At 57.4% G+C, this 21,704-nt stretch carries 26 protein-coding genes; 22 read left to right on the forward strand and 4 right to left on the reverse strand.

Annotated elements, in window-relative coordinates; genetic code table 11:
* Window positions 1-12: 12 nt before the first annotated feature.
* The 3 genes from LG385_RS25100 to LG385_RS25110 all read right to left on the reverse strand — a co-directional run bounded on the left by LG385_RS25100 (window position 13) and on the right by LG385_RS25110 (window position 1,476).
* Window positions 13-462: a hypothetical protein gene (locus LG385_RS25100; protein WP_225776518.1), complete on the reverse strand. Its 450-nt coding sequence runs from the start codon at window positions 460-462 to the stop codon at window positions 13-15.
* A gap of 107 nt (window positions 463-569) precedes the next feature.
* Entirely contained in the window at window positions 570-1,040 is a 471-nt protein-coding gene (locus LG385_RS25105; protein WP_225776519.1) for a DUF6392 family protein, read from the reverse strand.
* 85 nt (window positions 1,041-1,125) lie between these two features.
* Entirely contained in the window at window positions 1,126-1,476 is a 351-nt protein-coding gene (locus LG385_RS25110) for a helix-turn-helix domain-containing protein (RefSeq protein ID WP_225776520.1), read from the reverse strand.
* A 269-nt stretch (window positions 1,477-1,745) separates the two neighbouring features.
* Here LG385_RS25110 and LG385_RS25115 point away from each other — a divergent pair, with 269 nt between their 5' ends.
* The 20 genes from LG385_RS25115 to LG385_RS25210 all read left to right on the forward strand — a co-directional run bounded on the left by LG385_RS25115 (window position 1,746) and on the right by LG385_RS25210 (window position 19,076).
* Entirely contained in the window at window positions 1,746-2,276 is a 531-nt protein-coding gene (locus LG385_RS25115) for a transcription termination/antitermination NusG family protein (protein ID WP_225776521.1), read from the forward strand.
* 78 nt (window positions 2,277-2,354) lie between these two features.
* Complete coding sequence (locus LG385_RS25120) at window positions 2,355-2,570, forward strand: hypothetical protein (RefSeq protein ID WP_225776522.1); 216 nt, start codon at window positions 2,355-2,357, stop codon at window positions 2,568-2,570.
* Window positions 2,571-2,597: 27 nt separating this feature from the next.
* The gene (locus LG385_RS25125) at window positions 2,598-3,305 is read left to right on the forward strand and encodes a lytic transglycosylase domain-containing protein (RefSeq protein ID WP_225776523.1); all 708 of its coding nucleotides are present in this window, start codon (window positions 2,598-2,600) and stop codon (window positions 3,303-3,305) included.
* Window positions 3,302-3,640 carry a conjugal transfer protein gene (locus tag LG385_RS25130; protein ID WP_225776524.1) on the forward strand — a complete coding sequence of 113 codons (339 nt, stop codon included), beginning with the start codon at window positions 3,302-3,304 and terminating at the stop codon, window positions 3,638-3,640. The genes LG385_RS25125 and LG385_RS25130 overlap by 4 nt, the downstream gene beginning before the upstream one ends.
* A gap of 12 nt (window positions 3,641-3,652) precedes the next feature.
* Entirely contained in the window at window positions 3,653-4,087 is a 435-nt protein-coding gene (locus LG385_RS25135; RefSeq protein ID WP_225776525.1) for a VirB3 family type IV secretion system protein, read from the forward strand.
* Window positions 3,990-6,536 carry a VirB4 family type IV secretion system protein gene (locus LG385_RS25140; protein ID WP_225776526.1) on the forward strand — a complete coding sequence of 849 codons (2,547 nt, stop codon included), beginning with the start codon at window positions 3,990-3,992 and terminating at the stop codon, window positions 6,534-6,536. The genes LG385_RS25135 and LG385_RS25140 overlap by 98 nt, the downstream gene beginning before the upstream one ends.
* Window positions 6,533-7,210, forward strand: a complete 678-nt coding sequence (gene virB5, locus LG385_RS25145) for a P-type DNA transfer protein VirB5 (protein WP_225776527.1) — start codon at window positions 6,533-6,535, stop codon at window positions 7,208-7,210. Before LG385_RS25140 ends, virB5 begins: the two co-directional genes overlap by 4 nt.
* Window positions 7,211-7,232: 22 nt before the next feature.
* Entirely contained in the window at window positions 7,233-7,562 is a 330-nt protein-coding gene (locus tag LG385_RS25150) for a hypothetical protein (protein WP_225776528.1), read from the forward strand.
* 10 nt (window positions 7,563-7,572) lie between these two features.
* Complete coding sequence (locus LG385_RS25155) at window positions 7,573-8,511, forward strand: type IV secretion system protein (RefSeq protein WP_225776529.1); 939 nt, start codon at window positions 7,573-7,575, stop codon at window positions 8,509-8,511.
* A 61-nt stretch (window positions 8,512-8,572) separates the two neighbouring features.
* The gene (locus tag LG385_RS25160) at window positions 8,573-8,899 is read left to right on the forward strand and encodes a conjugal transfer protein (RefSeq protein ID WP_225776530.1); all 327 of its coding nucleotides are present in this window, start codon (window positions 8,573-8,575) and stop codon (window positions 8,897-8,899) included.
* A 43-nt stretch (window positions 8,900-8,942) separates the two neighbouring features.
* Complete coding sequence (locus LG385_RS25165) at window positions 8,943-9,731, forward strand: virB8 family protein (protein WP_225776531.1); 789 nt, start codon at window positions 8,943-8,945, stop codon at window positions 9,729-9,731.
* Window positions 9,732-9,768: 37 nt separating this feature from the next.
* On the forward strand, window positions 9,769-10,536 hold the full coding sequence (locus LG385_RS25170) for a TrbG/VirB9 family P-type conjugative transfer protein (RefSeq protein ID WP_225776549.1): 768 nt from the start codon (window positions 9,769-9,771) through the stop codon (window positions 10,534-10,536).
* Entirely contained in the window at window positions 10,523-11,851 is a 1,329-nt protein-coding gene (locus LG385_RS25175; protein ID WP_225776532.1) for a TrbI/VirB10 family protein, read from the forward strand. Before LG385_RS25170 ends, LG385_RS25175 begins: the two co-directional genes overlap by 14 nt.
* Window positions 11,852-11,860: 9 nt before the next feature.
* Window positions 11,861-12,910, forward strand: coding sequence for a P-type DNA transfer ATPase VirB11 (gene virB11, locus LG385_RS25180; RefSeq protein ID WP_225776533.1), 1,050 nt, complete (start codon window positions 11,861-11,863; stop codon window positions 12,908-12,910).
* A gap of 9 nt (window positions 12,911-12,919) precedes the next feature.
* On the forward strand, window positions 12,920-13,276 hold the full coding sequence (locus LG385_RS25185; protein WP_225776534.1) for a hypothetical protein: 357 nt from the start codon (window positions 12,920-12,922) through the stop codon (window positions 13,274-13,276).
* Window positions 13,277-13,290: 14 nt separating this feature from the next.
* The gene (locus LG385_RS25190; protein ID WP_225776535.1) at window positions 13,291-14,892 is read left to right on the forward strand and encodes a type IV secretory system conjugative DNA transfer family protein; all 1,602 of its coding nucleotides are present in this window, start codon (window positions 13,291-13,293) and stop codon (window positions 14,890-14,892) included.
* Between the two features lie 36 nt (window positions 14,893-14,928).
* Window positions 14,929-15,291: a TrbM/KikA/MpfK family conjugal transfer protein gene (locus LG385_RS25195; protein WP_225776536.1), complete on the forward strand. Its 363-nt coding sequence runs from the start codon at window positions 14,929-14,931 to the stop codon at window positions 15,289-15,291.
* Between the two features lie 26 nt (window positions 15,292-15,317).
* A complete protein-coding gene (locus LG385_RS25200) occupies window positions 15,318-17,465 on the forward strand; it encodes a type IA DNA topoisomerase (RefSeq protein ID WP_225776537.1) in 2,148 nt (715 codons plus the stop codon).
* Window positions 17,466-17,781: 316 nt separating this feature from the next.
* Window positions 17,782-18,498 carry a StbB family protein gene (stbB, locus tag LG385_RS25205; protein ID WP_225776538.1) on the forward strand — a complete coding sequence of 239 codons (717 nt, stop codon included), beginning with the start codon at window positions 17,782-17,784 and terminating at the stop codon, window positions 18,496-18,498.
* Window positions 18,498-19,076, forward strand: a complete 579-nt coding sequence (locus LG385_RS25210; RefSeq protein ID WP_225776539.1) for a hypothetical protein — start codon at window positions 18,498-18,500, stop codon at window positions 19,074-19,076. Before stbB ends, LG385_RS25210 begins: the two co-directional genes overlap by 1 nt.
* A gap of 3 nt (window positions 19,077-19,079) precedes the next feature.
* Here the strand turns inward: LG385_RS25210 and LG385_RS25215 are convergent, their stop codons facing one another.
* Window positions 19,080-19,526 carry a hypothetical protein gene (locus LG385_RS25215; protein WP_225776540.1) on the reverse strand — a complete coding sequence of 149 codons (447 nt, stop codon included), beginning with the start codon at window positions 19,524-19,526 and terminating at the stop codon, window positions 19,080-19,082.
* A gap of 322 nt (window positions 19,527-19,848) precedes the next feature.
* On the opposite strand from LG385_RS25215, the gene LG385_RS25220 reads away from it, so the two are divergent.
* Both LG385_RS25220 and LG385_RS25225 read left to right on the forward strand, forming a co-directional pair.
* The gene (locus LG385_RS25220) at window positions 19,849-20,190 is read left to right on the forward strand and encodes a plasmid mobilization protein (RefSeq protein WP_225776541.1); all 342 of its coding nucleotides are present in this window, start codon (window positions 19,849-19,851) and stop codon (window positions 20,188-20,190) included.
* A 989-nt stretch (window positions 20,191-21,179) separates the two neighbouring features.
* Complete coding sequence (locus LG385_RS25225; RefSeq protein ID WP_225776542.1) at window positions 21,180-21,593, forward strand: hypothetical protein; 414 nt, start codon at window positions 21,180-21,182, stop codon at window positions 21,591-21,593.
* Window positions 21,594-21,704: the final 111 nt, after the last annotated feature.

A 21,704-nucleotide genomic window follows, 5' to 3' on the forward strand; every position in this document is an offset into this window, starting at 1 on the left:
CTCTAGGGAATTTTACAAATGCTTATAAGCGGTGAACTCGTAAGCATCTTTTTGTAATTTTCCCCTGGCATAAAGACCTATAATGGTATGTTTAGAGTTTTCGTTTGGTGGTGAAATTAAAATTTCTCCCGGAAATTTTAAATCTTCGATCCTTGACTCTATTTCAGCTTTTTTCGTGCTGAACTCATCTTTTCCGACGAATACAGATATTACGTTATGGAACGCTACCATGTAATCTCCATCTTTTAGTGGAATTACTTGGAAATCAACGATGAAACGGGCTTCGTTCATGGCTTTTTTTGCCAGTTCGATCGCGTCTGGCCTTTGTGGAATGGCGATCAGCGTTGCATTTCCGAGAATGAGGACACCTCCCCGGTTGTCGGTAAATTCACGTAATTTTCTTTCGATTTCCTCTATGGGTGTGCCGTTGGTTGGTTCCCATCCAAGCCGAAGCTCGTTCATTGTTATGTCACCCGAGGCTGAAAGTACAAGGTTGTATCTTGTGCAAGCGCTAAACTAGGGGCACTGCCCTAAGCCGGCGTTTTAAAAAAAAGATAGTCTTGACTAGGTTAGACACTTTTATCCATCAAGGATATTAAGATATTACTTATTAACATTTCCTTGTTATATTGAATGTCCAACATTGCTTCGGGGTGTAAACAAGAATCTAGTTGGTAAACATCCCATCCATATAGTTCTGTAGGAAACAAATCCAGCTGCGACTTGGTGAACATAGGAGCCCCCAACTCCTTATGAACTTCAGTCTGACTCTCTATGCGATTAAGTGGTTTGGGTAAAAAAGCTTTGAAATCGTCTGTCACATTCTTTGAGATTCTTGTGAATGATAGTGTAATCATTTCGAAGCGTTGCGTTTCTGAGTAAAAGACAAGTTCAACGCCTGGCGCTATTTCTAGCTCCAATGTGTCGTCATCTTCATAAAGGTGTACCAACTCCGTATCGGGAATCAAACCTTTCTCTATCAAGGCGCTGTGGGAGCTACCCATATTGCTAATAAGGTTGGCGAAATAATTATTATTCATATTTACCCTGACCTATGTGTGGCTGCATAAAGTCAAAAGCTCCGGTTGAAAAGCAACCTTTTACCAGAAAATTCTAGACTTTTCCTTAACGTCCTTTACGATCCGGCGTTGTAAATTCCTGAGCTACGCTAATTAACCGTTCCAGCTGCCTGGGATCGTTGATTTGGAAAATGAGGTCTGTCAGCTCCGAACGCATATCCAGGACTGTCTGGCGGGTCACGTCGGTTTTTACAGGGAGGAAATCCATTGGCGATATGCCGAAGTATTCCGCCATTCTAATTAACTGCTCCCCATCTGGGGCGGTTTCTGCCCTCTCGTACCTACCGATTGATGTCACTTCGCAATCAATAGCCTCAGCCAAAGCAGATTGCGTTACCCCTTTGATTTTACGGTGCGCCTTGATGCGAGAGCCGATGATCTTTTTTATAGAACTCATTTTTTGGCGCCCAAAAGACTTTGATTTTCAAGGGTTTATGTGGTTTTAACAGTGCAAAATCGCATTTTAAGCGAAAATGCTTGTTAAAGAGCTATGAAGAGCCTATTATTGCGGTGAGGAAATGTGTTGTGGCAATTTTTTGTACTGTACGTATAATCAGCCCCCGCAATAGGATCCACGGATTCGGCCAAGGTTACTGCTGCATGGCCAGGAAGAAATACAGACGGCGCGTTTGTGGCGGAGCGTGCCCAGTTGTAGGAGGTAAAAGGATGTCCAGATGGTATCTCATCACTCATAACCCTAAAGCTGCTCAGCTACTCGTACACCGCATCAGGGCTCTAGGAGCCGAGGTTTTTTCTCCGACCAAGCTGAAAGTGACTAAACGAGCCGACTGTAACGGCGTCCGCACCTCAGAAACTCAGCTTTTCCCGGGTTACCTTTTTGTACGGCTGGACCCTGAAATGGTACACACCTCAGCGGTGTTGCAGCTTTCAGGCGTCAATGAGTTCGTTAGCTTCGGTGGTGTCTTGGCGACCATTTCTGATTCCTTGATCGAAGCAATCAAGGGCTCGTTGTTGGTCAGAACTGACAAGAAAATCGCTAAAATCGAACATCGCAATGTCTCCCCTGAGCTTCTTGCCAGGCTTGAAGCCATTACCCTGATAAAGTCGGTGCCGGATAGACAAGTGGCCCTCTTTGAGATTTTGCAGAAAGAGAAAAGCCTCTTGAATCGCCTTCCTGCTAGCTCGCAGATTTACTCTGCAATTGAGCAGCCATTCGTGAATGACCTTATTAGCTAATTCTAGCTAATTCCTTACCTGTCAAATCAAATCTAAAAACACTGCATACGCGGTGTTTTTTTCGTGTCTGGAGATTTTATGTCCCTGAAAGATCGTGGAAAAATTGGCGCTAAAGCGGATGTTCGAGTCATCTATATCGGCGCTGAGCGTTTCAATACACTTTCCGAATCGGCTATTGATGTGAGCTACAGGGGCAAGCGTCAAATCACGGCTTCGCAGATGGCCCAATATGTAGTCGATAACTACCTGGAGGAAGCCATGGAAAAGCTACTGAAAGAAATTCAGGAGTCTTAAATTCCGCTATCCCTCATGGAGTTTTAAATGCTCACCACCAGTGCCTTCTTGGCCCTGGCTATGCAATGCGCCCCCTCGATACACCCCGCCACGCTTACCCCTATCGTCAAAACAGAATCCTCCTTCAATCCCTGGGCCATTGGGGTCGTGGGCGGAGCCTTGCCGCGTCAGCCACAAAGCCTGGATGAAGCGGTGTTGACGGTGAAAAAGCTGGTAGGGCAGGGCGCCAACTTCAGCATCGGCCTGGGCCAGATCAACCGGCAGCATTTCGATGTCAGCCACCCCGAAACCATGTTCGAGCCCTGCACCAACCTGCGCATGACCGCGCAGCTTTTGCAGGACTGTTACACCGCTGCGGCTGAAGCCGACCCCGACCCGCAAGGCGCCTTGCGCAAGGCCATCTCCTGCTACTACAGCGGCAACCTCACACGCGGCTTCCAGGCCGAAGCCGACTTTGGCGGCAGTAGTCACGTTCAACGTGTGCTGGCCAACGCAGACATCAGCGTGCCAGCCCTGGAAGGCGGCGCTCAGCCAGCGCAAAGCCGGCTACAGCGCGCAACCGCCGAACCCGTAACCACCGTGCAGCCGGTGTACGAAAGCTGGGACGTGCTTCGGCAATACCCACGCTATCCACCGCCCGCCCCGGTTTCTGCTCCACCCGCTCCACCTGCTGTTTCCGACGTTCCCGCATCAACCCCGCAAGAAACCTCCCCGACCGTTAAGGAAGATCAATGATGACCAAGCGAAGCCTTGTCCCCAACAAAACCGAACTGTGCATTCTGCTGGTAGCTGTGGCCTGCATGCCGGGCTTTGCCTCGGCTGACTGGCAGGAGACGTTGCAGACCTGGGGCACCAACATCCGCCTGGCCCTGTATGCCCTGGGCGGCACCCTGGGCCTGTGTTGCCTGATGTGGTCGGGTATCCAGTGGCAGATTGCCCGTTCCACGGGTGACCGGTCCCACACCTTCATGGACCACCTGCAACAAGTCGGCGTCTTGGTCGTCGTCGGCGGCACCATGGTGTTAGGCGCTGCGGCCTGGCAGGTCTTCGGCACCGGCGAGCCGGCGTAACCGGGAGCGCTTATGGCCGGTAACGACGCACTCAAGCAACTGACCTTCGAAAGCTACAACGGGATGAGCCGGCCGGCGATGTTCTGGAGCATTCCCATCATGCCGATGGTGGGGCTCCTGATGGGGGGACTGGTGTGCGGCATTGCCGCCACCGCCCTGCTGTCCTGGGTGTGGGGGCTGATCGCCGCCGCGCCCTTTCTGATCGCCCTCATCGCCTTGAGGGTTGTCGGCCTCATTGATCCCCAGTACCTGCGCCGTATCCGCTTTGGGCTACGGCGCCTGAAGCTGGGCCTGAGCTACGGCAAGCCGTTGTTGCTGACCCCGTTCAACCCGCAATGGAGTGAATTCTATGGCGCGCGATTTTCACAGAAGCGTTATGCCCCCGGAAGTGAAGGTGCCGCTGCTGCGGTACCCGGTCCACGAACACATGGTGACCCTGCCCGGTAATCGCCTGGTCAGCCTGATCCGGCTCAAGGGCGTGTCACACGAAACGCGCAGCAATGACGAACTCATTGGGCTGTTTCACAAGCTCAACCGCTTCTTTCTGGCCATGGGCAAGAAGGAAGGCAAAAACCTGATGCTGCAAACCTACATCACCAAGACCGGCATTGAGCTGGATTCGCAGTACACGCTACCGCTGCCCGCCTTGCAGGACTTTGTGGACGCGTACACCGCCCCGTTCCGGGACGGCACCTTCTACCAGGTCGGCTACAGCATCGCCTTGATTCTCAAATATCGCGAGGTCGATGAAGGCATTCAGCGCATGAGCGAACTGCTGACGCTTTCCGACACCATGCTGGCCGACTATGACCCGGCCATCATGGGGATCGAGGAGAACGCGCACGGCGCGCTCTTTTCGCAGATGGGCCGCTACTACAGCCTGCTGTTCAACGGCCATGAAAAGGACATCCTGGTCAGCGACACCCGGCTGGGTGACGCGGTGATCGACAGTGTGACCAGCTTCGCGCAGTACGACTTCATCGAGAACCGGCCCAACCGGGGTGGCCAGCGCTTCGCCACGACCTATGACCTGCGCGACTACCCCGGTTCCAGCTATCCGGGCATGTGGGACGAGGCCATCGAGCAGCAATTCGAGTTCACCCTGGTGCAGTCGTTTCTGTTCGAGGACCGCAATGCGGCCAAGGGCAAATTCAAGCGGCACATTGCGGACCTGGGCTCCGTGGAAAAGGAATCCAAGCAATCGCTGGAGCTGGAAAACGCCATCGAGGCGATCACCCTCGGCGATAAGGCGTTCGGACGCTATTACGCCTCCCTGGTCGTGTTCGGCAAGACACCGGACGCGGCTATAGAGAACGGCTCGAAAATGGCCTCGGTGTTTGCAGTTCATGACGCCACGTTCGTGCGCTCCACCATGAGCAACATCGACACCTGGTACACGCAGTTCCCCGGCGCGACCGATGCGCTGTACCCCATGATCAAGTCCACCGAAAACCTGGCCTGCGGCTTTTCCTTGCACGCGACACCAACCGGCAAGGCCAAGGGCAACCCCATTGGCGACGGCACCGGCCTGATGCCGTTGCTGACCGTGAACAAGGCGCTGTACCTGCTGAACCTGCATGACAGCCCGCCCGGCCAGAACAACCTGGGCGAGCTACTGCCCGGTCATGCGGCCTTCACCGGCCAAACGGGTGTTGGCAAAACCACGGCAGAAGCCACGGTGCTGACCTTCCTCAGCCGCTTCAACCCGATGATTTTCTGCATCGACTACAACGAGTCACTGAAAAACCTGCTGGGTGCGCTGGATACGCAGTACTACACCTTGCAGCCGGGGCATTTCACCGGCGTGAACCCGTTCCAGTTCCGCGACAGCGTAGGGCTTCGCCAGATGCTGTTCGACCTGGTGCTGGCCTGCGCCGGCGGCAAGGACAAGACCAGCGACGAGGAACAGGACGAAATCAAGGATTCGGTGGAAGCCGTCATGCAGCACAGCAACGTGAGTTACCGCGGCATGTCGCTGCTGCTGCAAAACATCACGCACCGAGGCGGCAATTGCCTGCACACGCGCCTTTCGAAGTGGTGTCGCCTGGCCGGGAGCCGGGAAGGGCAATACGCCTGGGTGCTGGACTCGCCCGTCAATCGCTTCGACGCGCACAGCTACCGGCGCCTGGCCTTCGATTGCACGCAGCTGCTGAAAAAGGAGTACGCCGAGAAGCACCCCGAGGTGCTGGAGGTGTTGTTGAACGTGCTGTTCTACATGAAGCGCGAGATGCACCAGGCGCGGCCTGGCTCGTTGCTGGTCAATGTGATGGCCGAGTATTGGGTACCGCTGTCGTTCAAAAGCACGGCGGACGCCATTCAGGAAGTGCTCCAGAGCGGCCGGATGCGCGGTGAAATCCTGATGATGGATACCCAGTACCCCGAGCAGGCCCTGAACACGCCGTATGCGCCGGCGATCATTCAGCAAGTCGTCACCCCCGTGTGGCTGCCCAACCGCAAAGCCCAGGCCGAGAGCTACGAGAAATTCGGCGTCACCGGCAAGGTGTTCGAGGCCGTGAAGGACATGCAGCCGCTGAGCCGGGAAATGGTGGCGCAGCAAGGCCACCAGACGGTGAAGCTGAAAATGGAGCTCACCGGCGCGCTCAAATACTGGTTGCCACTGCTGTCCGCCACCCAAAAGAACCTGGCCGTGGCCGAGCGCGTGCGCAAGCACCTGAACACCACAGACCCCAAGGTATGGGTAGCGCCGTTCCTGGTGGCCGAAGCGGTGCGTCAGTGGCTCAACACCGAAGACCCCGAAGTATGGGTACCCGCGTTCGAGCAGGCCGAGCGGCTGTGCAAGACCTTGAACACGTGGGACGCCGAACGCTGGATGCCAGCCTTCCAGGCAGCGTGGAAAGCCGCCCAGGAACACCCACAGACCGAGGCCCTGTCATGAAGAAGCACGCAATTGCCTGCGCGTTGAGCGCGGTTCTGATCGCCGGCGCGGTTCCCGCGCTGGCCGCAGGCGTACCCACCCTGGATGCAGTGACCGCCGCGATTCTGGAAAGCAATGCCGTGGCCCAGGCCAAGCAGGCCCTGGAAGCGCTCAACACTGCCAAGGACGGTATCCGCCAGGTCGAACAGCAATACAACAACTACAAGAGCATCGTCACCGGCAACGACAAGTTAGGGGCCTTTCTGGATAACCCGTCCGTGAACAAGGTGTTGCCCCTGGGGGAATGGTCCGATGTCTACGACACGGCGCAGAATATTGCGAGTTTGCGTGACCGATACGGCCTGACCTCTGATAATGCCAGCGTTCAAGCCAAGTTTGATCGAGCATTAGCAGCAATGGATGCACTGGAGCGCAATTATAAGGCCACTACAGAGCGGGTCAGCAACGCTGAGCAGCTGCGCGCGAAGCTCAATGAAGTCCAAACCCCCCAGCAGAAAGAAGACCTCCAGTTGCGCTACCAGCAAGAGTTGCTAGAGCAGCAGAACCAGCAAATGCGGATTGCCAACATGAAAATGCTCCAAGATCAACAACAAAGACTTGAAAATGCAAAGCGTGGTCAGAATTTCGAAGACTATATGAGTGGCAAGACGACCACGCTGCCAAATTACAATTGATGGTTTAAAGAGGTATCAAGGGATGAAAAAAACTGTTGTCGCAACATTGCTTTTGGCTGCGCTGCAAATTTCTGGCTGCAAATCAGATAAAGGTGATGGATTTGTTGGGCATTGGACTGGTGAAGGTGCTGCAGCAAAGTCTTCTTTGGATATTTCTAAAGAAGATGGCGTGTTTCACATAGATCACCATTACTACAATCAGTTCATGACTCGCGATGAAGTCAATCGGCTAGAAGCTACCCCCCTTTCGGATACGGTTTTACAGATCAGCACCGCATTAGGAAATGTAAATGTCCGCATGGAAGATAATGCGGTTTGGTTCGAAAATAGGAAGTATTTAAAGTCAAAATAGGAATTTCTTAATGGAGCTTCATATAGCCCAGCAGTTATACGACTCCGTTGATGCCTCTCTCCAAAGCACCCTCGTTACTGGTATGGGCAAGGTAATGCTAGGGGGAGGGGCTCTATTCGGAACCTTCTGGCTCTTAAGTTTTACCTTGAAAAGCATTTTTTGGCTCTATCAAGGCATGACAGTTGCTTTTAGAGAAGCTGTTCTAGAGATTGCGAAAATAGCCTTCATTGCGGGGCTCGCTTGGAATGTGACCTGGTTTGTGCAAACGATTATCCCCTTTGTAACGGGCTTTCCACCCTGGATGGGTGGGATTCTTTCGGGGCAAGAAGGAAACCAGGTAAACCAGATTGATTCCATGATCGTTACCTATGTACAAACCTTCGAAAATCTTTTTGATTCGATGGACTTCTCAATAACAAATCTCAAGCAAGCCTATTTGGGCTTACAGGCGATTGTTTTATACCTTCTAGGAGGCATCCCTTTTCTATTGGTGGCCGTTAGTACTTTGATGATGTTGAAGGTTTCCATAAGCATTATGCTTTGCTTGGGGCCGCTATTCATAGCCTTCGCATTATTTCCCCAAACCAAGCAGTGGTTTTGGGGGTGGGTTGCATTGCTGGCCGGTTTCATGCTTACGCAAGTACTGTTCTCAATAGTTCTTGCATTGGAAGTAGCATTTATAAACACAGAGGTTATAAAAGATGGCGTTATTGATACCAGTATCGCCGGAAATTTCTCTATGCTGTTTTACTTTGCTACTTTCACGGTGCTTGCTACGCAATTACCAAATTACGCCGCGTCTGTCATGGGTGGAGCACCTATGCAAGCAAGCGGTATAGGCGGTTTGCTCAGCAAGGGCACCGGTGTTGGGGCGGCTATTAACGCCTCGCGAGGAGCGTCGAAGCTAATTTCTAAAATAAGGACTAATGCTGGAAATCGAATTCAGTAAGCATAGAGTTCCGGATCCCTTCCCCGCTGTTCGCCATATTCCGCCTTATCGGGTATTTAACATGAAATTTAAACTTGCTTTGAGCGGGCTGCTTTCGGCTGTCCTGCTGACGGGCTGCGGCTCTGCGCCCAAGCTTTCCGAGCCTTCGGGTAGCTGGGAGGACATGCCCTTTACCCACGCATCGACGCCTGGGCAGGCGGTGATTGCGACCCCTGTGCCGCCGCCCCTGGCAGAGCTGGAGCAGCCGGTGGCCAGCGCAGCGCCTGAAGCGCCGCCGCTCACCGTGCGCAAGCCCGCCAAGCGCAAACCGCGCCCGGTCGCCGCTTCGCCGGTCCCCGAGGCCCCTGCAGTAACCCCTCCCAGCGATTCCAAATGCTCCGCGAACTGAACCCCACGCAGCGCGTGTTCGAGCCCAGGTTTTAGGTGATTTTATGATGAAGCTACGCAAGTCAAAGCAGGACGTGATCGAGCAGGAGCGGCAGCTGGCCGCCCGTACCAGCCTCGATGCTGCGACCGCACAGGACATCAGCCTGGCCGAGCAGGCGTACCTCCATGCGGCGCGGTATTTCGAAAAGAACATTGCCGCTGATGAGCGCGCCAAGGCCCAACGGGCCACCCGCCTGAACTATGTGTTCGGCGCGCTGGCTTTTATGTCGGTCGGTGCAGTGATCGGCCTGACCCCGCTCAAGACCGTGGAAACCTACCTGGTGCGGGTAGACAACAACTCCGGTTTCACCGACGTGGTACAGCCGGTTAGCAAGGCCAAGTCGCCCGAGCAGATCGACGATGAGTTCTGGCTGGCCAGCTATGTGCGCTTTCGCGAGAGCTACAACTTTTCCAGCAACGACGCCAATTTCAACATGGTCAAGCTGATGTCCTACGACGCGACCTTTGCGGACTACCGCAACTTTCAGCTGTCGTCCAAGGGCTACCTGTCCGTGCTGGGCCTGAACCGCCAGATCCGCACGGACGTTACCAACATTAGCTTCCTGGACCGCAAGGACGGCAAGGGCACCGCCCAGGTGCGCATGACCAAGACCGTCCTGGACCGCAACGGCGTGCCTGATCCCCAGCTGGACCCGGCCACCTGGATCGCGACCGTTACCTACGACTACAAGAACCCGACCAAAAAGGCCGGCGATCAATGGCTTAACGCCCGAGGCTTCGGCGTGAAGGCGTACACCATGACCCAGGAAGTGGGGGTGCCGCATGACAAGTAGATCGAAGGTCGCGAGCAGCGTCGCCGCCGCGCTGCTGATGGCGTGCGGCCCCTTGGCCCAGGCTGAAATCATGGGCAACGGCTCACCGCTGGATAAGCGTGTGCAGACTGCCGTGTACAGCCCCGACAACGTGTACCGCGTGCAGACCGCGATAGGTCGCACCACGCTGGTCCAGTTTCCGCCCAATGAAACCATCAATGAGGACTCCGGCCTGATGGCCTCGGGCGATCCCAGGGCCTGGGCCATTGGCCCCAACAAGGCTGGCAACCTGGTGTCGATCAAGCTCATCACGGACCTTCAGCCCGACACCAACCTGGTCATCAACACCAACCGGCATACCTATCTGCTGGAACTGAAGATGGTCAAGCGTACCGAGGACATGACCTACGCGCTGCGCTTTACCTACCCCGAAGCGCTCAAGAAGCCCGCAGCGGTGCGCCGTGACCCTGGCAACCCCTGCGCTGGCCCCGTACAGAACGGCCCTTACCAGCGCCGCTCGGACGACACCAGCCGCTCCATTGCCCCGGCAGAAGGCTGGGACAACGGGATGCTGACCTGCTTCCGCTTCAATGGCAGCGGCCCGCGACCGGTGCTGTACCAGGTGCTGCCCGATGGCACTGAAACCCTGGCCAACACCCACAACGAGCAAAACGTGGTCGTGGTGCATGGCGTCAGCCAGCTGTTCCGGTTCCGGCTGAACAAGATGGTCGTGGAGGCCCGACCCAAGACCCCGATAGACACCGGGTACAACTTCAACGGGACCACGACCGGCGAGATTCGGGAGCTTAAACATGCAGCACAATGACGACACCCAAGCCCCGGATCATTCCCCCGGGCCGGACAGCATCGGGCCCGCCGTGCCGGACGCAGCCAGCAGCCAGGCACGCGGCGCGTTTGACGTGCGTACCCAGCGCAAGGCGGTGACAGCGGACAAGAAGCGGCTTTACCTGGGTATCGCTCTGATGGCCGTGCTGTTCATAGTCATCATCGCTGGTGTCTGGACCGTGGTTATCTCAAAGATGAAGCAGGGCAGCACCAAGGTGGATGAAACCCACGTCAAAAGGGACGCCACCCTAGACGTCAATCAGGGTGAGGACGACAGCATGCGCCAGGCCAAGATGGCCAAGCTGCGCGCCGAAGCCGCCGAGGAGGACCGTAAGGCCCGTGCTGAACGAGAGCGCCAAGCCCGCGAGCAGCAAGCCAAGGCGAACCCGGAGCAACCGCCCCAGGCGCCGGCCTCTCAGGCGACACCTGGAGTCAGCAACAAGACTCAGCCATCGGTGATCACGGCCCGGCAACGCAAGCTGGACCCGGCCATGTTCGTGCAGTCGGACGAAGGCCCTGCCAATGGCGCCGTTGGCAGCTCGCAACCCTCGCAGGGCGGCGAGCAATCGTCTAGACCGCCGTCGCTTTTGGCCGATGGTCAATCCGGCTCTGGTGGCTCGTTAGGCTCAGGCGGCCCCCTAGGCGGTGATGCGTCATCGGGGACACGCGGCAGTTTGAGCGACCTCGGCGGTACGGGGTTCGCCTCGGCAAAGGCGTACCTGGCACCGCCGCGCAAGTACCTGGTCACGCATAACACCTACACCCGCTGCGCGCTGTACACGGAAATCATTTCGACTCATCCGGGCATGGTGGATTGCCGGCTGACCGAGCCGCTGTACTCGGCCGATGGCAGCACGGTGATCGCCGACGCCGGCGACAAGCTCACCGGCGAGCAGCGGGTACAGGTCGGTCGCGGTCAATCCAGCGTGTTCACCACCTGGACCGAGCTTGAAACCCAATCCGGCGTGCGCGCCCAGATCAACAGCCTGGGCGCCGGTCCCCTGGGGGCCAGCGGCACCGAAGCGTGGATCGACCACCACTACCTCCAGCGCTACGGCGGTGCGGTGATGCTGTCGTTCATCCAGGATGCGCTCCAGGCCGCGGCCAACAGCACACAGCAAAGCTCAAGCGGCTACACGGTGAACAACAGCGAGCAGAACGTGGAGAGCATGGCCAACAAGGCGCTGGACAGCACCATTAACATTCCCGACACCGCACACGTCCTGCCGGGCACCGTAATCACCGTCATCGTCGCCCGCGACATCGACTTTTCGCCGGTTTTCGAGAACCGCTAAGGAGGCTGCATGACAACGCTAGTGCTACCTGACGAACCCCAGGGATTGACCGAAGACACCCTGGTTCAAGACTTCCTGGACCAGTCCGGCGTGACCGAGCGGCTGAGCCGCCCAGGCACCACGGACGTGGCGATCAACCGTCCTTTTGAAATCTGGGTAGACGGCCCCAACGGCTGGACACGGGAAGACGCGCCGTGGCTCACCTATACCCTGTGCTGGAGGCTGGCCAACGCCCTGTGCGCCTTGAATTTCCGTGTCCTGTCGCCGCACACACCGATTCACACGGTCGAGCTACCGGGCGGCGAGCGCGGCCAGATCGTGATGGCCCCGGCGTGTGAAAAGGGCACGCTGTCGATGACGTTCCGTAAGCCTTCCTTGCAGCGGTTCACGCACAAGGATTACGTCAACAGTGGCCGCTACGACCGGGCCAAAGCCATCTCGGCACCCGTGCACGAGCTGCAAACCTGGCAGCGGCAGATGCAGGACGCACACGCGGTCGGTGATTGGGACCGGCTCATGGAACTGGCCGTGGCCAACCGGCAAAACATCATCGTGTTTGGCGGACCCGGTTCGGGCAAAACCACTTACGGCAAGTCGCTGATGGACCTGTTCCCCAGCGGACGCCGGATGCTCACCATCCAGGAAATCAGCGAACTGCAACTGCCTCTCCACCCCAACCATGTGCACCTGTTCTATGGCCATGTGGTGATGCCCAAGGCGCTGGTGGCCAGTTCGCTACGAATGAAGCCTGACCACCTGTTCCTGGCTGAGCTGACCGGTGACGAGGTATGGCACTTCATCGAGATCCTGAACACCGGCACCAAGGGCACCGTAACCACCGCGCACGCCAACAGCAGCGAAGAAGGCTTTGCCCGTGTGTGCGGCCTGGTCAAGCAATCGGAAGTCGGCAAGGGCCTTGATTACGAGTATATCGAGCGCCTGGTACGCACCTCGTTTGATGTCGTGGTGTACATGGAAGGGACGCACATCCTGGAGGTGCATTACGAGCCCGAACACAAGCTGGCCTTGCTCAATGGCAAACGCCGTCAAGTCGCCTAGGAGGCGTGTATGTGGTGGAAAGTCTCGCTGTCCATTCTGTTCCTGATGGCCGTGGGTTTTGTGATCGGCCTGTACGCAGGCGGCGCGCTGTTCCTGCACCTGACCCATGCCCCGCTGGCCGGCCTGTCCTGGGACACGCTCTGGCAGGCCCGCACCATTCCCTGGAATGACAGGCGTGTGCTGTATCTGCCCTGGTCCTTGTGTGTCACAGCTGGCCTGACCTTCATGCCGACCGGCGTCGCGCTGCTGGCCGTGTTCTTTCGGCTCAAGCCCAAGACCACGCTGCACGGCGATGCGCGCTTTGCCAACAACCGCGAGCTTCGCCAGTTCGAGTACGCCGGCGAATATAAGAACACCAGCAAATAAAGAGGGAGCCGCTAATGGCCAAAGCCAAACCCATCAGCCCTTCGAATCCGCAAAAGCGGATCGAGGAGTACCCGGCCTTTCTGCTGGGCAAGCACCCCACCAAGGACACTTTTCTGGCCAGCTACGGGCAACAGTTCGTAATGCTGGCCGCGCCACCCGGCACGGGTAAAGGCGTCGGGGCCGTGATCCCCAACCTGCTGAGCTACCCCGATTCGATGGTGGTGAACGATCCCAAATTCGAAAACTGGGACATCACTTCGGGCTTTCGGGCATCAGCGGGCCACAAGGTGTTCCGCTTTTCGCCGGAGCGCCTGGAGACGCACCGCTGGAACCCCATCAGCGCCATCAGCCGCGATCCGCTGTACCGGCTGGGGGAGATTCGCACCCTGGCCCGCGTGCTGTTCGTCTCGGACAACCCGAAGAACCAGGAGTGGTACAACAAGGCCGGCAACGTCTTTACCGCCATCCTGCTGTACCTGATGGAAACCCCGGAAATGCCCTGTTCGCTGCCCCAGGCGTATGAAATCGGCGCGCTGGGCACGGGGATCGGCGTGTGGGCTCACCAGGTCATCGAGCACCGCGGCAGTGGGCCTCACGCCTTGAGCGTTGAAACCCTGCGCGAGCTAAACGGCGTGCTGGAAGCGTCGAAGAACAAGAGCAGTGGCTGGTCCACCACCGTCGATATCGTGCGCGACGTGTTGTCCGTGTACGCCGAAAAGACCGTGGCCTGGGCCGTGTCGGGTGACGACATCGACTTTTCCAAACTGCGCGAGGAGAAGACCACCATTTACTTCAGCGTGACGGAGGGATCGCTGAAGAAATACGGCCCGCTGATGAACCTGTTTTTCACCCAGGCGATCCGGCTCAATTCCAAGGTACTGCCCGAGCAGGGCGGCCACTGCGCGGACGGTACGCTTCGGCTCAAGTACCAGCTGGCCTTGCTGATGGACGAATTCGCCATCATGGGCCGCATGGAAATCATGGAAACCGCGCCGGCACTGACCCGAGGCGCCGGCTTGCGGTTCTTCCTGATCTTCCAGGGCAAGGACCAGATCCGAGCCGTCTACGGAGACGAAGCGGCCAACGGCATCATGAAGGCGATTCACAACGAAATCGTGTTCGCCCCCGGCGACATCAAGCTGGCCGAGGAGTACAGCAAGCGCCTGGGCAACACCACGGTGCGCGTACAGAACCAGTCGTTCAACAAGCGGGACATGAACAACCGGGGCCAGACGGACAGCTACAGCGAGCAGGCACGGCCCCTGATGCTGCCTCAGGAAGTGAATGAGCTGCCCTATGACAAGCAGTTGATCTTTGTCCAAGGCACCAAGCAAACGGAGCCGATCAAGGTGCTGTCGCGCAAAATCTTCTTTTACGAGGAGGAGGTGTTCAAGTCGCGGGCCAACATGACGCCGCCGCCGTTGCCGATCGGAGACGCCTCGAAGATCGACGCGCTAACCGTGCCGGTGCGCACGATCGAAGCCAAAGTGGCCCTATCGGACGAGCAGCCGCTGCGCGCCGAGCAAGAGCAGCGCTGGAGCCCCAGGACAGCTGAGGCCGCCGCAACAGACTCACGCCCTGCAGAAGCCATCGAGCACGCTGAAACGCCCCTCTGATTGACCGGCGCACCCACGCCTTTCAGGAAATCCACCATGAAACCACCCGTACACGCGGCTGACCGCCCAGGTCAGCCCGAAGGCAACGCCGTGCCTGGTCGCGGCAAAAAACTGCTCTATGCCGTGTTCGCCGCTTGCCTGTTTGGCAGCGGTCCCGCCTTCGCCGGCGACGCCTGCAAATCGGTGCTGTGCATGTTCGGCAAGCTCACCGGCAACAGTGGTGGCAGCGCGTGCAGCAGCGCCGAACGGGACTACTTCAGCATCCTGGTCAAGAAGCACGGGAACATCAAATGGAGCAAGACGGCCACGGCCCGCCTGAACTACCTCAACAGCTGCCCCGGTGCGGACCGCAGCTACACCCAACAGATCAATGCCAAGTTCGGCACCGTCCGGGGCTAAGCCCTGGCCAATAAACGGAGACAACCATGCGCGTATTTATCGCGGAAAAGCCCGCGCTGGGCCAGGTCATTGCCGAAGCGCTGGGCACGGTCATCCGCAAGGATGGCTATTTTGAGTGTGGCAGCAATGACATCGTGACCTGGTGCATCGGTCACTTGCTCGAACTGGCCCCGCCCGAGGTCCATAACCCCGCCTACAAAGCCTGGAACCTGGCCGACCTGCCGCTGAAGCTGCGCCCTGCCAAGTACCAGCCCATTGCGCGCACGCAGGCCCAGTTGAAGACGGTCCAGCAGCTGATCGGCCGCGCCTCGGAAATCGTCCACGCCGGCGATCCGGACGACGAAGGCCAGCTCCTGGTGGACGAGGTCCTAGAGCATTTCGGCAACACCGCGCCGGTCAAACGCATCCTGATCAACGACCTCAACGCCAACGCTGCCCGCAAGGCCCTGGCGGGGCTGCGCAACAACCGCGAGTTCTTCGGCCTGTACCAAAAGGCGCTGGCCCGCAGCATTGGCGACCAGCTGTACGGCTTCAACATGACCCGCGCCTGTACCCTGGCCGGCCAGGCCAAAGGTGTCAAAGGCGTGCTGTCGGTCGGCCGCGTGCAAACCCCGATCCTGGGCCTGATCGTGAACCGCTACCTGGCCAACAAGCACCACGCCAGCGCGTTCTACTACACCGTCGCGGCCAGCCTGGCCTTTGATGGCCATCGCGCCCAGGCGCGCCTGGTGGTAGCTGCTGATGCGCCGGTGGACGACAAGAACCGAATCATCGAGGAGGGCTACGCCAACCAGGTAGCTGACGCCTGCCGGCTCAAACCTGCCAGCGTGATCGAGGCCCGCGTGGAGGAAAAGCAAACGCCGGCGCCATTGCCGTTCGCGCTGCTGGACCTTCAGGTGTACATGAGCAAGGCGCACGGCATCGATGCCGAAAAGACCCTGGCCCTGACCCAGTCGCTGCGTGAGAAGTACAAGGCCATCACCTACAACCGCTCCGATTGCAGCTACCTGTCCAGCGACCAGTTTGCCGAAGCCCCGCAGACCTTGGGCCTGTTGAGCCAGGCCCTACCGGACCTGGCCGGGATGTTTGCCGAGGTGAAGCCCGAACGTAAAAGCCGCGCTTTCGATGACAGTAAGGTGTCGGCCCACACCGCGATCATTCCAACAGCGGTCAAGATCAACCTGGAGCAGCTGAGCGCGGATGAACGCGCCGTGTACCTGGCCATCGTGAAACGCTACGTCGCCCAGTTCCTGCCGGAGAAGCACTACCTGAGCGCCGAGGTGCGGTTTGACGTGAGCGGGCACGCCTTCGTGGCCCGCTCCACCCAAGTGACCTACCCCGGCTGGACCGCACAGGTAGCCGAGGAGCGCGAAGACGACGAGGAAGGCCAGGACGTGGACGCCGCAAGCCCATTCGATGCCCTGGCGGCACTGAAGGCCGGCGACACGGGACGCTGCGACGGCATCACGGTGGCCAAGGAGAAGACCAAGCCCCTGCCGCTGTACACGGAAGCGACGTTGCTCAAGGATCTACAGCGCGTGGCCAAGTATGTGAAGGATCCGCGCATCAAGCAGCTGCTGATCACCCGCGACCACGGCAAGAAAGGCGAAAACGGAGGGATCGGTACGCCGGCGACCCGTGCTGCGATGCTGGCCAAGCTTCAGGAACGCGGTTTCTACGCGGTCGAGAAGAAAAAGCTGATCCCCACCCCGCTGGGCCTGGAGTTCATCGCCGCGCTGCCGGCGATTGCCACCACGCCGGATATGACGGCGCTCTGGCACGAACAGCAACAGATGATCGAGGCCGGCGAGCTCACCGTAGATGCGTTCCTGGACGAGCTCGAGCGCTTCATTGCCGACCAGGTGCAAGGCGTGGACCTGGGCAACGTGCAGGGCACTGCCAAGCCGGTACCGGCCGCGCTGAACGCCAAATGCCCCATGTGCGGCACTGACCTGGCGGTGACGCCGCGTGTGATCGGTTGTCGTGGTTGCGCCTTCAAGCTTTACCCGGAGGTCAGCGGCAAGATGCTGACTCCCGGCCAGATCGAAACCCTGCTGACCAAGGGCAAGACCGGCGTGCTGAAGGGCTTTCACAGCAAGAAGACCGGTAAGTCCTTCGACGCCGCGTTGAAGCTCAACCACGAAGCCAAGCTGGAATTCGTGTTCAGCCGCTAGCAGTTCTCCACCCACCGACCACCGCGGAGCTGGCCATGTCAGGTGCCGCGCTCCCGGCTCGTCGTGACGCGCTCCATTGTCGCGGCGAACGGAAGCACGGGCGAAGCGAACACTTGACGTTACCTCGCCCAGAAAAGGCTCACCGCAGGAGTGTGGGGTAGCTTCACCACCCCGCGCTCCTGAGGTCAACGCGGCCGTTGCGGGATGACAAGGGCAGAGCCCTTGGTCTTGATCTTCACAAAACACTGGACACACACCACCAAGCGCATCGGGTGACTGCACCCGGTGCGCTATCTCCTGTCTGAAGGAAACCCACATGAAAGTAGTCACCATTAATTACACCGGCACCGTTGGCAAAACCACCCTGGCCGCGAACTTCCTTTCGCCCCGCATGAGCGGCGCACCGATTTATGCCGTTGAATCCATCAACGAAACCGCAGAAACCCTTGGGCTTGACGTTGAGAAGCTGCGCGGCAACAAATTTCGCGAGCTTTTCAAGAAATTGATGCTGGAGGACCATGCAATCATCGACGTTGGGGCTTCCAACGTCGAAGACTTCATGGCCAACCTGGAAGGCTTCGACGAAGCGCATGAAGAAATTGACTTCTATATGGTTCCGGTGACTTCAGGCACCAAAGAACAGAAGGAAACGATGACACTGATTAGCAGCCTCTCCGCCATTGGCGTTCCGCCGGAGAAAATCAGGGTTATCTTCAACCGCGTTGAGCGCGATGTTCGGGCGGAGTTTCCCATTATTTTCGCCTACCACGACACTTCCAAGTCATTCTGGATCAATGAGCGTTGCGCCGTATTTGAAACTGAGCTTTTCGATGCGCTCTCGGTCAACCGCACGTCTATGCAAGCGCTGATGGAAGACGAAACGGACTATAAGCAACTGCTTAAAAACAAAGAGGCGAGCCCAGAGGACCGCAATCGTTGGTCCGATATGTATGGGCTGCGCGCACTGTGCCGTGGGGTCAACCGTAAACTTGACGCGGTATTTGCTGAGTTGTTCGATAAGGAGGCGGTCTAATGAATGGACAAGTCGCCATGCCTGCAACGGCCAGGGATGCGCTAATCACGGAATTGTTAAGTGATGTTGGACGCTTGCACGACGATATTAAAAGCATCCCCAGGGTGCTTGAACTGTCCATGCGGGATTCGCTAAACATCGTGGCCGACGCGGTTGAAGACGCCGAAGACACCGCGTTATCTCTGCAAAAAAGTACCAAGGACTTTATCCAGGCAGCCACGGCTCAAGCGGGCATGGATGTCGGCATCCAGCTAACCGAGGCGATACACCAAAGCCTAGGCCGCGCTTTCGAACCTGCTTTGACCAAGGCAGCCGTTCAGATCGAACAGCTTGAAAGCAGGGTTAAGGCGCTTTCCGGCAGTGTGCGTGACACGCAGGCGACCCGGTTCAATTACATCCTATTGGCCGGGTTTGTTGCCGTAGCGCTCACGATGATTGGCGCTATGGGGTGGCTTGCAATCAAAGCCCAGGATGCTAGCGAGACGAATAAATGGTTCTTCGATGAATACCAGGCACAGCGGAAAGCGATTGACGCTTTACCGCAGAACATCAGGGACCGGTACAAGCTACAGCCGTAAACCTCACTTTTCGGCGTAGACGATCCCTTTGCCTGAAATGAGCGCGTTCAGGTCCATCTTGTTCACATCCTCCCTGATCTTCCTAAAGTCCGCTTGCGTGAGGGGCGCTTTAGGGGCGGAAGGAGCTTCTACCGCGCTCATAGCGGCCTGCTGGGGACGTTCACCGGGCTGTTCGGCAGCTGGTGCTGTGCGATTTCCTCCGGGAGCGCGTGCCGGCATCTGAACGCTGGCCGTAAGGCCGAACGCCTTGATGTACCGGCTGAATTGCGCGGCGCTCATCTCGAAATCTCCGCCCTGGCTCAGTGCCTGGCGAATCGTGGTTTGGGTTTCGCCGGCGTTCAGCCGCGCCTGAATCGCTGCCAGGTGCTTCACAAACTGGGCTTTGCCGGTTCGGGGTTTGCTTCTCCAATCGGCCATTTTTGCCGCCCTCATTGGTCGTTCGAGCTTCAAACCTACCAGCCCATGCCTATTAGTGCAACGTAGTGCAAGCTAGTGCAATGGTGTGCACGCTAGTGAACGTTTGTGCAATCTAATGAACTGGGATGCACGCCAGTGCATGACAGTGCAACACAGTGAAAGCCGCCCGAATTTCCTGGGTCAATCCCCATCCTCGGGGGCGATAAGCAGGCACGTTGACGACTGTTTACAAAAGGGCTTCGCCCTTTTCTAAACATCGTCCGTGCCAAAGGGGAAACCCCTTTGAAACCCCGCAGAGCGGCACAGCGTTGTCGGTCAGTTGTCGTCGTCGTTGGGGGCTAACGGAGGTGCCGTCATGGCCAAAAAAACCAATAAGGACCGGATCATTTCGTTCCGCTTGACCGAGGAGCAGTACGCGCCCTATGCGGAGCTGATGGAGAAATCCGGGGTGAAATCCTCCGTGTTTTTCCGTGAGCTTTTGCTGAGCAAAACCCCGGTATTCAAAGCGGCATCGCTCAGTGATGACCGCCTGCTGTTCATCTACAACAAGTCCGGCAACAACCTTAACCAGATCGCCAAGAAGGTTCACCGCGCCCACTTGCGCGGGATTATTTCGGAGGCGCTGTTTATCAAGCTGTTCAATGCACTGAACGCGATTCGTGATTTGCTTCTGGCGGGGGTTCATCGTGCTGATTAGGGTCCGTGGTTATAATGCGGGTGTGCAGGAGTATTTGGAAAAAGGTACTAAGTCCGGTCGTGAATTTACCCGTGATGAACTCGACCACCGTGTCATCATTGATGGCGACCTGGACCTGACTCGCCTTGTTTATGAAAGCATCGAAGACAAAGGCCAGGACCGATATCTATCCTTTACTTTGGCGTTTCGTGAAGACGATATTTCCAACGAGACGCTGGCCGCTATCACTCAAGAATTTAAACAATTCATGATGTATGCCTACCAAGAGGAGGAATACAATTTTTACGCCGAGGCGCATTTACCGAAGATTAAATCCATCGCCGATAAGAAAACGGGGGGAATGATTGAGCGCAAGCCCCATCTCCATATTATCATTCCTAAGAAGAATTTGTTATCGGGAAATATCTTCGATCCGGTAGGCTCCAATTATGCTCAGTCGGAAAAGCACCTGGAAGCCTTTCAGGAATACGTCAACCAGAAATACAAACTGGCTTCGCCCCGCGAGCATGTTCGGGCGAACATCGGTGACGCGGCCAGTGTGCTATCCCGTTACAACGGCGATGATTTTTACGGCAAGAATCGCCAGATGAAACAAGACCTGGTGACGCAAGTGATCGAGCGCGGGGTGACCACCCGAAAAGATTTTTACGCCCTAGTAGCGACCATTGGCGAGACAAAAATTCGAAACCAGGGCAAGCCCAATGAATACATTGCCGTCAAAGTCCCAGGGGACGCCAAGTTCACGAACTTGAAGGACACCATCTTTAGCGATGACTTCATCGTTCGACGTGAGTTGAAGAAAGCACCGCTGGACCCGAAGGTCATTGCAGACCGATTGCTGGGATGGCCCCAGCGTGCCAAGGAAATCAAATACATCAGCAAGGCCGGCCCCGATTTTCGACAGGTGTATGTGAACGCCTCGCCTGAAGGTCGGGTGCAGCTTTTAAAAGAGTCCGAAGCGAGATTTTACCAAGCCTATGGAGATCGCTATGACAGCGTACAGCCCACCCAACGGAAGACTGATAGCCAGCGACGTTCTGCTCAAGCTCAAGGGCGAAGCCGTCGCCGCGCTGCCGATGGCCTGCAAAACCTGCCCGTCAGCGATGTGGCAAATCACCGGCAAGCCGGACCGGCCCGAGGCGGTGACGGTGCGCTGCTATTGCCCAGTGATGCACACGTTCACCTGGGACAGCCGCAACCAGGAGGAAATTCTGGATTGCGACCATCTGTACCAGCCCGAGGAGGACGAGGAGGATCTTCCCGAGAGCGAGCAGGACGACGAGGAGAACCTTCCGCCGTTCCTTCGGCTTCAGCGGGAAAGGCAACTCAAGGCGCAGGCGGACGCGGAGCCCGAAGCGTTCGAAGTCCCCGAGCAACCCGAGGTGCCCGAGTTCGAGGCGTAATCCCGCCCTACGCCAAAAACCCATACCGGGTGGCCAGCGTGCAGGACATCGAGCAGCGCGCCCGGATGTTGTTCGACCCACTCAAGCGGCCTGCAGAAAAGCCGTTGGTGT

It is taken from the genome of Pseudomonas sp. Marseille-Q5115, from assembly GCF_916618905.1.
GTDB lineage: Bacteria > Pseudomonadota > Gammaproteobacteria > Pseudomonadales > Pseudomonadaceae > Aquipseudomonas > Aquipseudomonas japonica_A.